We start from the raw sequence: 13,278 nt of genomic DNA on the forward strand, positions 1-13,278 counted from the left end.
ATACAGCGCTCCAGTCCGTGACTCGGCCTGTCAGCTGGTGCGCCAAGCGCACTCTCCGATGGCCAGAAGCCGCTCCGGATATGTCCCTGGGCGTCGTCCCGGCCAGTCCGGTGGTCCGTATCGGGCACAGCACGCTCCTCGCCGCTCCGCCTTGGACGGCCCCTGTGGCCGGTCGGCCCCTGTCCCCCGGCGAACGGCACCTCTGAAGTCTGCCGCATCGGCACCCGTCCCCTCGCCCGCTGTCGGGGCCAGACAGCCGCTGTCTCTGCGGCCCTGGCCATCACCTCACGACGAGCTCCGTCGGCGGCTGCTCTCGGCTGGGCAGGCACCCGACGACGCGGACGACCGTGAATCTGCATTTTCAGGCCGGTGCGTGCACTGCCTTCAGGGGCCCGGCAGCAGAGCGTTCGAACCTTCGGGTGCTGAAGTGTTCTTGCTCGCGCCGGCCCTGTCCCTGCTGCGTCTGTGATCCACCGAGCACCTCGTCGGCCCCGTGGAGCGGCAGTGTGTCGACGGTCGTGTGGGCCACGGTCAGTAGGCGGAGTTGACGTTGTCGATGGAACCGTAGCGGTGGGCAGCGTAGTTGGCGGCCGCGGTGATGTTGGCCACCGGGTCGGTGACGCTGTGAGCGGTGCCGGAGACGTGGTAGGCGTTGAAGGTGGGGTCGATGACCTGGAGCAGGCCCTTGGAGGGGGTGCCCTTCTGAGCGTTGACGTCCCAGTTGTTCTGAGCGGTGGGGTTGCCGCCGGACTCGCGCATGATGTTGCGCTTGAGGCCCTCGTAGCTGCCGGGAATGCCCTTGGCCTTCATGATCTGCAGAGACTGCTTGATCCAGCCGTCGAGGTTGTCGGCGGTGCCGGTCTTCTGCTGGGAGGTGGCGCGGCTGTTGTTCCCGGCGACCGTGACCGCGGTGGGGGCGTGCGACTGCGTCGCTTCGGCGGCCTGCGCGTTCGTCGACATCAGAGTGAGGGCGGCGGCCGCGGCGCCGGTGGTGGCGATCGCGGTGAGGCCCAGGTTGCGCAGACGAGCGATGCGGGTGCGGGTGGTCATGGTCATACGAAAGGAACCCTTCGGTGGGGGACAACATCGACGCCTACCGCTGCTCGCGGCGGCCTGGGGTGGAACCCCGCGCTGCGGGTGAGGGCGGGCGGACCTGGCGGGGATCCGCTCGGTCCGTCGCCTGGCTTCCCGGCAACGACAGACATAGTTAGCGGCGGACAGGTTGGGGCGCAATGATGTGACGTACTATCCAACTTCGGAGGAATGTCGGAAATATGCACTTATAGCAGGTTTATGACCAGCTCAGAGCGTTCCTCATCTACGATGCCGGATAGGATGTGATCTGGGCCCTATGGGGGGCGTCACGCCTCCAGGCCCTCCGGAGGCAGGCGCGGCGGCCCGACTGAGGGCACTCTCGGGGCCTGCGTCCGGTCCAGGAGGCGGTGTCGTGACCATGCCGAGCGGGTGGGTCGGCGTGCACTCAGCCCGCCCTTCCGGACCTCTGGCGGTGGTCGAAGGAGCCCCCGGACGGCGGGCTGATCGCGTCTCCGGCCGACGTGCGGGTGGCTTCGATATCTTCCGGCTACGGCAGGTGGAGCAGGTGGAGCCGCCATTCCAGGTCGATCGTCCAAAACTGACCGCATCTCTCAACGCGATCCGGCCCGGCCGCACACCTGCGCATACGCCCCGGCACACGGCAGGGCGGCCGACCCCGGCAGTGGCCCGGCCCGAAGCTCCCGGGCAATAACAGGCGACGCTCGGGATCCGGTGGCAGTTCGTCGTACGCCAGAGTCAGGACGACACGGCGCGGGATCGACGAGGTGACCGTAGCCACAGCTCCGGGCCGATCAACAGCTCTCGGTCCACTCATGCGTTCTCGGCATAGCCCTCGGGCTCGTCCTTCCGGATCACCACACAATGAAAGCCGGGGCGGACGGGCGCGTTGACGCCGACCAGGCCCGCACTGCCTTCCGCGCAGCGCCTGGTCCGGGGCCGCTACGTGACTTCTTGGAGGCGGCCGGTGGTGACGTCGTAGATGAAGCCTCGCACGGCGTCCCGGTGGGGAAGGAAGGCGCTGAACCTGACCCGCGCCATGGAGCACCGGAGGTCTCCGGCCAGGTCGGGGAAGGTCTCGACCGGCCAGCTCGGCCTCGTTCCCGCCTCGGACTGGATCTGCTCCTTGAACGTGTCGTCGGTGATGTTGAGGAGGGGGCAGTCGGTGTGGTGGATGAGGATGATCTCCCGGGTTCCCAGGAGACGCTGGCTGATGGCGAGCGAGCGGATCTCCTGGTCGGTGACGACTCCGCCGGCATTGCGGATGACGTTGGCCTCTCCCGGTCGCAGGCCGAGTATGGCGTAGATGTCCATGCGGGAGTCCATGCAGGCGACGACGGCGACATGGCTGGAGGGCGGGCCCGAAAGGGGGCCGGGGAAGCGCTCGGCGGCGTAGCTCTCGTTGTTCTTCAGGTACTCGTCGGTGACCGACATCTGGGCTTCCCGAAGGTCGTGGTGGCGGAGGCGGTGGGTGGGCCGCTGGAGGCGGAGCCGTTGTCCGAGGGCCGGATGGCCTTGCACGTACTGACACCTCCATCGGGTGCCGTGCACCTGCACTGCGGATCTCGCTCTTTCAGCGTCCCTCTGATGACGGGGCCTGCAAACGGAGCGACGCTTTCGGCCGGTATCCAGGTCACATGCCATCACCCGAGGCTCTTCGCCCACTCGGCGCTGCTCGACCATGCCGACCACCAGGCACCAACGACGGCGTGTGGTCCCGTCGCCTGTTCCGGTTCAGTGACTTCCCTGCGGGTGACGGAGAGGCACATGGCAGCTCCGTTCCTCCAATCGGCGGCGTGTGGCACCTTGGCCACAGCCCAGAGACACTCGGCCAGGCGCGCCGACTGGTCCGAGCCGCACCTGGCTGACCGGGGCCTGGTCAGGACGGGGTCGAGGCTGCGGTACTGGTGGTGTCCGAAATGGTGACGAACGCAGTCGTACACGCGTGGGGCCCGCCGGAGCTCCGCCTGTGCCCGGCGTACGTCCGCAGGTGAGTGTGAGTCTGGGTCAGCGACGGCGGCCCGGCCCCGCGTGAGCACGGACGGGCACACCCGAGGAACACGGCCGCGGCCCAGAGGTCATCGACACGCTGGCCCTCGCCCACGGCACCTGCACCCATGAACGTAGCGCCACCCACTGGTCCTGCCTGAACGCCGCCTCGCCTGGTTCGCGGCAGGAACGCGGCACCCCCGACCGCCTGGTGAATCAGCACACCGGACTCCTCGACGAGGGCGTGGGCCCGTCCCATCTCCTCGAAGCACACCCCGGCGCGTGTGGCTGGGTCACTGCGGCGGCCGACGTATCTCGTAGGGAGTGTCCAGCAGGGTGCGGTCTGCCGAGTGCGGAGGAGAGCAGCCGACTCCCTTTCGGCGCAGGTGCGCTGCCGTGGTGCGTCACAGCCAGGTTGGCAGGGTCACCGGGGCGGTAGGGCGGGGTGTGCGGCCGGTCGTCCAGGCCAGTAGTTCTGACGCCGGTGCCTCGATCACGGCCCGGGGCTCGGCCGGTGTCGGGCCGACGTCCCAGGTGCGGTCCCGGTCGGTCGGGGCGAGACGGACGGCCGGGCAGACGGGGCGGGTGGAGAGGGTGGCCGTGACGTCGTCGAGGAGGACGTCGGTCAGGGGGGCGGGGAGGTCCGCGAAGGTCGTTCCCGATGCCAGGTCGATCGCGTGCAGCCATACCTCACGCACCCGCATCCAGGGGATCTGGGCGGCGGGGACGGTGCGTCCCAACGCGCTCCTGACCTCCGCCTGCCACGTCGTCGCGTCGAGGGCGGCCAACGCGTCCCCCAGTTCCGCCGCCGTGGATGTCAGCTGGGACCGCAGGACCTCGGGCGGGAGAGTCGCCGAGGACTCGATCTCGGCGGCGCGTTGCCCGCGGTTGGCGTACATCGGGTTGGGGACGCCGGTGCGGGCCCAGGTGGCCAGGCGGGTCAGGGCCTCGGCGTTGCGGGCCACGTGCCCGATGACATGAGCGCGGGTCCAGCCCGGGAGGGCGCTCGCGGCACTGAGGTCGTCGTCGGTGAGGCCGTCGGCCACGCGCGTCAGCACGGCCGTGCCCTCACGCATCCACGGCACGGTGACCGTGAGGTCGTGGCGAGTGGTCCGGGTGGTCATGGGGTCCCGTTCCCGATCCGTGCCGCGATGTCCGCGCGCAGCGCCTTCTTGTCGATCTTGCCTACCTTCGTGGCCGCCAGCTCCTCCACCGCCACGAGGTGTTCGGGCAGCTTGAAGCGGGCCACCCCGGCCTTCTCCATGGCGGCGCGGATCGCTTCCAGGGTCGGGGCGGGGCGCCCCGGTGCGGCGACGACGTAGAGGCAGACGCGTTCACCCAGGGTGGCATCGGGCATTGCCACGGCCGCCACCTGACCGACGTCGGTGAGCTCGTAGACCAGGTTCTCGACCTCCTCCGCGGACACCTTCTCCCCGCCTCGGTTGATCATGTCCTTGTCCCGGCCCTCAACGACAAGGTTGCCCTCGGGCGTGCGCCGGCAGATGTCCCCGCTGCGGTACCAGCCGTCCTCGGTGAACGCCCGCTTGTTGTGCTCGGCGGCGCGGTAGTAGCCGCGGGGGGTGTAGGGGCCGCGGGTGAGGAGGGAACCGGGTTCGCCCTCGGGGACGTCCTGATCGAGTTCGTCGACCAACCGCACCTCGTCGTCTCGGCACATGGGGCGGCCCTGCGTGGCGCAGATGACCTCCTCGGGGTCGTCCAAGCGGGTGAAGTTGAGCAGGCCCTCGGCCATGCCGAACACCTGCTGGAGTGTCGTACCGAGTACGGGGCGCACCCGGCGGGCCAGCTCGTCGGCGAGCCGGGAGCCACCGACCTGCAGCACGCGCAGGCTGCCCAGCTGCTCGGCCCCGTGCTGCTCGGCGTGTTCCAGCCAGCGGCCGGCGACGGCCGGGACGACGGCGGTGTGCGTGACCCCCTCGGCCGCGATCGTGGCGAAGGCACGCACCGGTTCCGGGCTGGGCAGCATCACCACCTGGCCGCCGGCCAGCAGGGTGCCCAGGATGCCGGGGCAGGCCAGCGGGAAGTTGTGCCCGGCGGGCAGGCTCACCAGGTAGACGGCCTCATGGTCGACCGCGCTTGCCTCGGCGCTCGCGCGCGCGTTGTAGGCGTAGTCGTCATGGGTGCGGGCGATCAGTTTGGGCAGGCCGGTGGTGCCGCCGGAGAGCAGGAAGACCGCCACGTCACGGCCGGCGGGGGCGAGGGCGTCGAGTCCGGCCCGGTCGGCGGCAGGGTCCGCCCCGGGGGTGCACAGGGCGCGCAGGTCCAGGCTCCCCGGTGCGATGTCGTCACCGGCGACCAGGACGTGCCACGGACCCGGCGCTTCCTTGCCCAGCTCGTGTGCGAGCGCCTGGTGGTCGAAGTCCCGCAGCCGGTCGGGTACGGCGATGGCGGCGGCCTCGGAGTGCGCGGCCAGGTAGGCCAGTTCGAGGCGGCGGTGCGCGGGCAGGGCCATCACCGGCACGATCCCGGCGCGCAGGCAGGCCCAGGTCAGGACGGTGAACTCCCAGCCGTTGGCCAACTGGACCACGATCCGGTCGCCGGGCACCAGCCCGAGGCCGAGCAGTCGCAGGGCCAACGAATCGGCGCGGGCGGCCAGTTCGGCGTAGGTCAGGCGGAGGTGGCCGTCGACGAGCGCGGTCGCGTCCGGTGTGCGGTCGGCGCTCTCGCGCAGCAGATCGCCCAGCGGGCGGCCCGCCCAGTATCCGGCCGTCGTATAGCGGTCGGCGTCGGCCTTCGGCCAGGGAACCGTTCCCTCACTGATGGGTGCGGCCATCAGTCACCACCTCTTCTTGCGACGGCTCAGTGGTTTCAGCCGCGATACACACAGCATCCAGCGCCACGAGGCCCTGAGCGGTGATCCGCAGCGGGTTGATCTCGATCTCGGCGAGTACCGGATGGGCGGCGAGCAGGTCGCCCAGGGCCGCCGCCACCTCGCCGAGAGCGGCCCGGTCCAGTACGGGACCGCCGCGCCAGCCGTCCAGGAGGACGTGTCCGGCCAGCTCGGCGGGCATGGTCGCAGCCTCCTCCGCGCTCAGCGGGGCGAGCCGGATGCCGACGTCCGCCAGCGCTTCGGCGGTGGTACCGCCGAGGCCGGCCAGGACGACGGGGCCGAAGACCGGGTCCCGGCGGGCGCCGACCACCAGGTCCACGCCGGCCGGGGCCATGGACTCCACCAGGAAGCGGGGTGCTCCCGCCGCCTCGATCGCGTCCAGGGCTTCGTCCAGTTCCTCTGGCGTGCGCACGCCGAGCCGGACCCCGCCGATCTCGGTCTTGTGCAGCACGGCAGCGTCCAGAAGCTTGACCGCCACCGGGCCGGGCAGTTCGGCCAGCGCCCGGTGGGCCTCGTCGCGGTCGGCGCAAGCCCGACGGGGCATGGTCGGCACGCCGATCGCTGCGAGGAGCGTCTTGGCCTGGTCCTCGTCCCAGGGGCCGGGGCCGACGTCCACGCGCGCGGGAGCGGCGAGGGCCGCCGTCGTACGGCTGCGGGCGCGCGCGTCGGCGAGCAGCGCGCCAGTCATGGCGGCGAGCCCGTGCGGGTCGGCGGCCACTGGTACGCCCCGATCGAGAAGGGCGCGGCGCACGCGTCGTACGTCCTCGCCCGCGCCGCCTACCCCGAGGACCAACGGCACACTCCCCCGCACCGCGTCCACGGCCTCGACCAGGTCGAAGGCGCCGGGCTCGTGCAGCGCGTACCCGGCGATCAGGTCCACGGCCGGGTCGGCGGCCACCGCGTTCAGAACGGCGGCGAATCCGGGACCGGGACGACCGGTGTCGACCGGGTTGGCCTGGTAGGTCAGCGGTGGCAGTACGTCGGCCAGCTCACGCCGGATGCCCGCGGTCAGCTCGGGTACGGCGGCGCGGCGCCCGCGCAGCTCGTCGAGGAGGAGCAGTCCCGGCCCGGCCTGTGCGGTCACCACGCCCACTCCCGGGTCGGCGTCCGCAGGCAGCCGTACGAGCGACAACGCGCCGACCGCGTCGACCAGTTCGCGTTCATCGTCCACCAGCACGGCGCCCGCTTGGGCGAGAGCGGCGCGGGTGGTGCGCCAGGAGGTGGCGAGCGCGCCGGTGTGGGAGGCGGCGAAGGCGCCGACGTCGTGGCGGCCGACGACGAGCGCGACGACCGGGCGGGTGGCGGTGAGCCGGGCGACCGCTTCGGTCAGCCGCCGACCGTCGGCGACGGACTCGATGTGCAGGGCGACCGCGCCGGTGTGCGGGTCGTCGGCCAGGTGGTCGAGAACGTCGGCGGTCGTGACGTCCGCGCTGTTGCCGAGTCCGACCGCGAGGCTCACGCCGTGCCCGGCCTCGCCGAGCAGGAACGCCAGGGCGTGATTCACGCCTCCGCTGGCGGCTACGACAGCGATCCGGCCGGCGGGCACCTCGGCCGCGCCCGGCACGAAACTCGCCGTGAGGCCGGGGGTGAGGAACCCGGAGGTGTTCGGGCCGAGCAGCCGGATCCCGGTGCGTTCGACGACCTCGGACAGTTCCCGCTGGTGTCGCTCGCCGTCCGCTCCGGCCTCGGCGAACCCTCCGCCGTAGACCACGACGGCCCGTGCCCCGGCCTTGGCGGCCTCGGCGACGGCGTCCGCGCAGGCGGCAGCCGGGAGACAGATCAGGGCGAGATCGACGGGGCCGTGCTCGGCGGCCTCGGCGACCGAGGCGTACAGCCCGGCGGCCGGCTCCGGGTCGCGCGCGTTGACCAACGCCATGTGCCCGGAGAACCCGGCGACCGAGCGGGCCAGCGCGGCGCCCAGTTTCGCCGGGTCGCGAGAGGCGCCGACGACGGCGATGCCGCGGGGGGCGAAGAGCGCGCCGAGACCGTCGCGCGTGGTGGCTTCTTCACAGGCCGTGGAGGCCACAGCCGATGCCATGGCCGTCATCGGGTCACCTCCCACTCCGCGACGGTCTCGGCGGCGCCGCCGACCAGGTCGGTGCGCCCCGACAGGACCGCCGTGACCGCACGGTCGCGGTCCAGCGTGTCGTCGACGAGCAGCGCGGGCAGCCGGTGGCGCAGCCGGGTCTGTTCGGTGAGGAGGGCGCGGGTGTACGCGCTGCCGCCGCACACGGCGACCAGCGCCGGGCCTGCCCCGGCCAGGGCCGCGAGCGCCTCGCGCGCGGCGGGGAGAGCGGACACCTCGGCGGGCGCGGTGATCCGTGCCCCCCACAGTGTGCCGGTACTCGGCGCGGACGCCCGTAGAGGCAGAGCGGTCCCGGCGCCGATCGCGGGACGGGCCACCACGCCCTCGGCGTCGGCCTCGACCACCACGGTCCGGCCCGGCAGCCGCCAGCCACCGATGTCGAGCGGGGTGCACAGCGGCTCGGCCCCGTATGCGGCCCGCCACCGATCATGGCTGGCCTGCACGAAGTCCGGCGCACGCCTGGCCAGTCGCCCGTCGGTGATGCTGCGGGACAGGAAGTGGTAGGCGAACTGCCACGGCTCGAAGGCGTCGTGGTACGCGCCGAAGTGCTCCCACCAGCCGAGGCTCGGCCGGGCCGCGTTCTGGATCGCCTCCACCGACGGCCGGGCGGCGGCCTCGTAGGCGGCAAGGGCGGCCGGAAGGTCGCCGGCGTGCTTGGTGAGGGCTGCCGAGAGGGCGATCGCGTCCTCCATGGCCATCTTGGTGCCGGAGCCGACGGAGAAGTGTGCGGTGTGCGCGGCGTCGCCGAGCAGGACGACCGGGCGGGGCTCGGTGACGTACCAGTGGCGGGTGCGGCGGGTGCGGAAGTTGCTCCAGCGGGAGTTGTTGACCAGCAGCAGGCGTCCGTCGATCTGGTCGGCGAACAGTTCCTCCAGGTACGCCTTGGTGGCCAGGTCGCTCGGGCCGGGCGGTCGGTTGACGTCGAACGCGTCCAGGCCCGCCGCCCGCCAGGTCGTCTCGTCGGTCTCGACGATGAACGTGCTCACGTCCGCGCTGATCGGGTATCCGTGCACGGCGAAGACGCCGTGGGGGCCACGCTCGTGGACGAAGGTGAGTCCGTCGAACATGTAGTCCGTGCCGAACCAGATGAACTTGGCCGTCGCCGTGTCGAAGGCCGGCTCCAGACGCTCGGCCAAGGCTTCGCGGATCCGCGACGACGTGCCGTCGGCCGCGACCACGAGGTCGTAGCCGGCCAGGTCGTCCAGGCTCGTCTCGGTCTCGAAGCGCAGGTCCGCGCCCAGGTCGCGGGCCCGCTCCTGGAGCAGGGCGAGGAGGGTGCGGCGGACAAGGGCGGCCATGCCGTTGCCCCCGCAGCGGATGCGCTCGCCCTTGAGCCGTACCTCGATGTCGTCCCAGTGCCGGCCGTGCGCGTCCAGTGCCTGGCGGAGCACGGGGTCGGCGTCGTGGATGCCGGCGAGCGTGCGGTCGGAGAACACCACGCCGAAGCCGAACGCGTCGTCGGCCCGGTTGCGTTCGAAGACGGTCACCTCGGCGGACGGGTCGGCCTGCCGGACCAGGGTGGCGAAGAACAGCCCTCCCGGGCCTCCGCCGACGACAGCAATGCGCATGGTCAGCCCCTCACCAGGGTGTTGCGGCACTCGCCGACGCCCTCGATCCGGGTCACCAGCTCGCTGCCCTCGGTCAGATAGCGCGGGGGCCTGCGGGCGTGGCCGACGCCGCCGGGGGTGCCGGTGGCGATCAGGTCGCCGGGGGCGAGGGTGACGATCCGCGAGATGTACGCGACCAGGGCCGCCGGGTCGAAGACCAGGTCGCCGGTGTCGGCCTTCTGCATCAGCTCGCCGTCGACGATACAGGTCAATTCCTGTGACAACGGCCGCTGTTCATCCGTCTCGTCCGTCACCACGAGCCACGGCCCCACCGGCGTACCGGCCTCGAACGTCTTGCCCTGCAGCCACTGCGGCGAGCGGTACTGGAAGTCGCGGGCGGTGACGTCGTTGACGACGGTGTACCCGGCGATCGCGGCGCGAGCCTCGTCGGGCGTGGCGTGCCGCACTTCGGAGCCGATGTACACGCCGAGTTCGGCCTCCCAGTCCACCGCGTCGGAGCCTGCGGGCAGCACGACCGGGTCGTATGCGCCGACCTGTGCGCGGGCGAACTTGGCGAACAGCGTGGGGTGTTCGGGCAGTTCCCGACCCATCTCCAGGATGTGGTTACGGTAGTTGAGCCCGACGCACACGATCTTCTCGGGGGACGGGACGGGGGGCGCGTAGTCCAGGCCGGCCAGGTCGTGGCGGGGGCCGTTCGCGGCGGCCGCCTCGGCGCGCCAGTCGGGGCGGCGCAGCAGTGCGCCCAGGTCGGGGTGAGCGCCGATCTCGACGGCGGCGGAGTCGTCCACGCGGACGGCACGGGTGCCGTCGGGGGTGCGGATGGTGGCGAGCCTCATGCGGACGGCTCCTTTCGGTGCGTGCGGGCGAGGCCGATGGCCTCGTAGACGGGGTCGTCGGAGAAGCGGAAGGCGTCCAGGCCGTCTTCGGTGGTCAGCGTGACCGGCGCCCAGGAGGGAACGGCGAACAGATCGCCCTGGGCGACGTCGTAGCGCCGGTCGCCGACCTCGACCGTGCCGGTGCCGTCGAACACCTGCCAGACGGCGGAGCCGACCACCCGGGTGGTGGCGGTGCGGGTGCCGGGGCGCAGACGGTGCATCTCGGTGCGGATGGTGGACAGGGCGTCGCGCGCGGTGGCGGGATCGGTGAACCGTACGACCGCGTGGCCGGGCTCGACCACGCCCGGGTAGCCCTCTTCCTCCAGCTCCAGCTGGGCGGCGAGCGCCGCGTCGGTGTGCTCCCAGCGGTACGCCATGAGCGGGGAGGAGGGCGTGGCGGGGGCACCGACGGGACGCAGGCCCGGGTGACCCCACAGGCGCTCGTTACGGGACGCTGCCGGGGTGGCACGGGTGGCCAGCTGGTCCGGGCCGAACTCGAAGAATCCCGCGTCGAGTTGGCGGACCAGCGGAATGTCCAGGCCGTCGATCCAGGCCATGGGCCGGTCGGTGGTGTTGTGGTGCTCATGGAAGTGCATGCCAGGCGTGAGCAGCAGGTCGCCGCGACGCATGGCCACCGGGTCGCCCTCCACGTTGGTCCACACGCCCTCGCCCTCCACCACGAAGCGGAACGCGGTCTGGGTGTGCCGGTGCGCGGGCGCCTCCTCACCCGGGCCGAGGTACTGGATCGCGGCCCACAGGGTGGGGGTGGCGTACGCCGTGCCGGGCAGGCCCGGGTTGGCCAGCGCGATGGCGCGGCGCTCACCGCCCCGGCCGACGGGGACGAGGTCACCGCTGCGCGCGGCGAGCGGGTGGAGCACCGACCAGCGCCACAGGGCGGGTACGGCGTCCGGTTGCGGCACCCCCGTCATCAGACCCTCGCGCTGGGTCCACAGCGGTGCCAGATGCGCGCCCTCGAAGTCGGCGTAGAGCTGCTCCAGGGCGGCGCGTTCCTCGGTGATCGTCACGGCGGACTCACTCCTTCGGGATTACCTGAGCCCAACGTACGACATTGAAACTACGGCCGTCTAGATTTTGAAACGCATTCCTTCCGGGTAGAGCCCTCCGGGTCGCGCTCGTACGACCCGGACCGCATGTCACACCGCCCCGATCAGCCCCTGGTACCGCCGAGCACCTCGTCCACATACCCCTCCGCCTCCGCCCGCAGCAGCCCATGGGCCTCCAGGAACATCTCGTGGGCGAGCCGGCCGGCCCAGCCCTCAGGCAGCAACTCGGGCGGCAGGTCGGGATCCCGGAAGGGGAACATGCGATAGTCGTGGACCAGGCGCATGCGCTCGACCAGCGCGTCCCGGCCGCGCAGCCCACCCGCGCGATAGCCGGCGAGGCGGGGCCGGTAGCGGTCGAGCAGCTCGGTGTACTCCTTGTTCAGGGCCGCCAGGTCCCAGGAGCGGGCCGCCATGTCCCGGTCCGCCGCCGCCCCCTCGGAGCGGGCGTGCAGCGCGTCTATCCGCGCCGCGGGCTGGTCGGCGAAGCTCTCCCTGACCTCGGCGACCCGGTCGTGCGGGCTGATCCACACAGAGGCCGACAGCAGGCCGAAGCCCAGCCAGGACAGCTTCTTGCGCAGTTGTTCCCGCAGCGCCCGGTCGGCCTCGGGCACCGAGTAGATGACCATGTGCCACTGGCCGTCCCACGGACCGGGCGCGCGCCGGAAGATCCGCTCCCGGCCCTCGTCGAGCAGCCGCCAGGACGCGTCCGTGAGGGCATAGACGGTCTCCCTGCCGTCACGACGGCTGTCCAGCCAGCCCTCCTTGCGCATCCGGGCGGCGACCACTCGCACGGTGCTCTCGGGGATCTCGAAGCAGTCCATCAGTGCAACCAGGGCGCGCAGCCGGACGTCGCCGCCCCGATAGCGCAGATAGTCGCCGAACAGGTCGAAGACCAGTGACCGCGGCTTCACAAGCACCTCCCGGGCCCCTGCCGGACCCCCTATACGTGTCAACCTCTTGACGATCGTCTCACAGGCGACCGATATTTCACCCATGCGACGGCCGTCTTCGAGGCGGCACTTCTCGCGTCGCTCTCGCCTCACTCCTCGCATCGAAGGAGACGCCATGACAGAGACCTTCGTCCTCATATCCGGCGCCTGCCACAGCGGCTGGACCTGGCGACTGGTGGCCGAGCGGCTGCGCGCCGCCGGTCACCGCGTCCTGGCCCCGGACCTGCCCGGCCTCGCCGACGGCGACGACCCGCGGCAGTACGGCCTGGCCGACGTCGGCGACTTCGTGGCCGACCTCGTCGAACGGCACGAGCTGCAGGACGTCACCCTGGTCGGGCACAGCTGGGGCGGCTACCCGCTCACCGCGGCGGCCCCACGCCTTGCGCCACGCCTGCGCAAGCTCGTCTACTGGAGCGCGTTCGTCCCGGCGGAGGGGCGGTCCCTGATGGACGAGGTCCCGCCGCACTACGCCGACATGTTCCGGCAGCTCGCCGCCGCGTCCGGCAACGACACCATCGTCTTCCCCTACGAGGTCTTCACAGCGGCCTTCATGCAGGACGGCGACGAGCGCACCCAGCGCCTGGTCCACGGGCTGCTGGTCCCCCAACCTCTGCGCTACTTCACCGAGACGGTCACCCCGATCGACCCGGCCGCGCTCGGCGTCCCCGTCTCGTACGTCGTCGGCACCGAGGACCTGGCCCTGCCGCCGGGCGAGTACGGCTGGACCCCCCGCTTCCCGCACCGCCTCGGCCCGGACACCCCTGTCATCGAGTACACCGGCACCCACGAGGCACAGTTCACCCGCCCCGACGAACTCACCGCCGCACTCCTCAAGGCGTAGGCCC

At 71.8% G+C, this 13,278-nt stretch carries 10 protein-coding genes; 1 reads left to right on the forward strand and 9 read right to left on the reverse strand.

The features are described from left to right. Window positions 1-531 precede the first annotated feature (531 nt). From O1G22_RS01960 to O1G22_RS02000, 9 genes are all read right to left on the reverse strand, one after another. Window positions 532-1,050, reverse strand: coding sequence for a transglycosylase SLT domain-containing protein (locus O1G22_RS01960; protein WP_270079662.1), 519 nt, complete (start codon window positions 1,048-1,050; stop codon window positions 532-534). Between the two features lie 945 nt (window positions 1,051-1,995). Then, window positions 1,996-2,487, reverse strand: a complete 492-nt coding sequence (locus O1G22_RS01965) for a beta-class carbonic anhydrase (RefSeq protein ID WP_270079663.1) — start codon at window positions 2,485-2,487, stop codon at window positions 1,996-1,998. 959 nt (window positions 2,488-3,446) lie between these two features. Continuing rightward, the gene (locus O1G22_RS01970) at window positions 3,447-4,166 is read right to left on the reverse strand and encodes a maleylpyruvate isomerase family mycothiol-dependent enzyme (RefSeq protein ID WP_270079664.1); all 720 of its coding nucleotides are present in this window, start codon (window positions 4,164-4,166) and stop codon (window positions 3,447-3,449) included. Further along, window positions 4,163-5,833 carry a (2,3-dihydroxybenzoyl)adenylate synthase gene (locus O1G22_RS01975; RefSeq protein WP_270079665.1) on the reverse strand — a complete coding sequence of 557 codons (1,671 nt, stop codon included), beginning with the start codon at window positions 5,831-5,833 and terminating at the stop codon, window positions 4,163-4,165. Before O1G22_RS01975 ends, O1G22_RS01970 begins: the two co-directional genes overlap by 4 nt. Then, window positions 5,814-7,937, reverse strand: a complete 2,124-nt coding sequence (locus O1G22_RS01980; RefSeq protein ID WP_270079666.1) for an acetate--CoA ligase family protein — start codon at window positions 7,935-7,937, stop codon at window positions 5,814-5,816. Before O1G22_RS01980 ends, O1G22_RS01975 begins: the two co-directional genes overlap by 20 nt. Beyond that, complete coding sequence (locus O1G22_RS01985; RefSeq protein ID WP_270079667.1) at window positions 7,934-9,544, reverse strand: FAD-dependent monooxygenase; 1,611 nt, start codon at window positions 9,542-9,544, stop codon at window positions 7,934-7,936. Before O1G22_RS01985 ends, O1G22_RS01980 begins: the two co-directional genes overlap by 4 nt. A gap of 2 nt (window positions 9,545-9,546) precedes the next feature. After that, window positions 9,547-10,380 carry a fumarylacetoacetate hydrolase family protein gene (locus O1G22_RS01990; protein ID WP_270079668.1) on the reverse strand — a complete coding sequence of 278 codons (834 nt, stop codon included), beginning with the start codon at window positions 10,378-10,380 and terminating at the stop codon, window positions 9,547-9,549. After that, window positions 10,377-11,444 (reverse strand): cupin domain-containing protein, encoded by a 1,068-nt coding sequence (locus O1G22_RS01995; RefSeq protein ID WP_270079669.1) that lies wholly within the window; start codon window positions 11,442-11,444, stop codon window positions 10,377-10,379. Before O1G22_RS01995 ends, O1G22_RS01990 begins: the two co-directional genes overlap by 4 nt. Window positions 11,445-11,587: 143 nt before the next feature. Next, entirely contained in the window at window positions 11,588-12,394 is an 807-nt protein-coding gene (locus O1G22_RS02000) for a PaaX family transcriptional regulator (protein WP_270079670.1), read from the reverse strand. A 154-nt stretch (window positions 12,395-12,548) separates the two neighbouring features. Here O1G22_RS02000 and O1G22_RS02005 point away from each other — a divergent pair, with 154 nt between their 5' ends. After that, a complete protein-coding gene (locus O1G22_RS02005) occupies window positions 12,549-13,274 on the forward strand; it encodes an alpha/beta fold hydrolase (RefSeq protein ID WP_270079671.1) in 726 nt (241 codons plus the stop codon). The last annotated feature ends 4 nt before the right edge of the window (window positions 13,275-13,278 follow it).

The sequence above is a fragment of the Streptomyces camelliae genome, assembly GCF_027625935.1.
GTDB classification, from domain to species: domain Bacteria; phylum Actinomycetota; class Actinomycetes; order Streptomycetales; family Streptomycetaceae; genus Streptomyces; species Streptomyces camelliae.

Bases quoted from the DNA above. Each gene is read 5' to 3' on its own strand.
- O1G22_RS01990 (WP_270079668.1), bottom strand. From the start codon at position 10,380: ATGAGGCTCGCCACCATCCGCACCCCCGACGGCACCCGTGCCGTCCGC.
- O1G22_RS02005 (WP_270079671.1), top strand. From the start codon at position 12,549: ATGACAGAGACCTTCGTCCTCATATCCGGCGCCTGCCACAGCGGCTGG.
- O1G22_RS01980 (WP_270079666.1), bottom strand. From the start codon at position 7,937: ATGACGGCCATGGCATCGGCTGTGGCCTCCACGGCCTGTGAAGAAGCC.
- O1G22_RS01985 (WP_270079667.1), bottom strand. From the start codon at position 9,544: ATGCGCATTGCTGTCGTCGGCGGAGGCCCGGGAGGGCTGTTCTTCGCC.
- O1G22_RS01970 (WP_270079664.1), bottom strand. From the start codon at position 4,166: ATGACCACCCGGACCACTCGCCACGACCTCACGGTCACCGTGCCGTGG.
- O1G22_RS01965 (WP_270079663.1), bottom strand. From the start codon at position 2,487: ATGTCGGTCACCGACGAGTACCTGAAGAACAACGAGAGCTACGCCGCC.
- O1G22_RS01960 (WP_270079662.1), bottom strand. From the start codon at position 1,050: ATGACCACCCGCACCCGCATCGCTCGTCTGCGCAACCTGGGCCTCACC.
- O1G22_RS01975 (WP_270079665.1), bottom strand. From the start codon at position 5,833: ATGGCCGCACCCATCAGTGAGGGAACGGTTCCCTGGCCGAAGGCCGAC.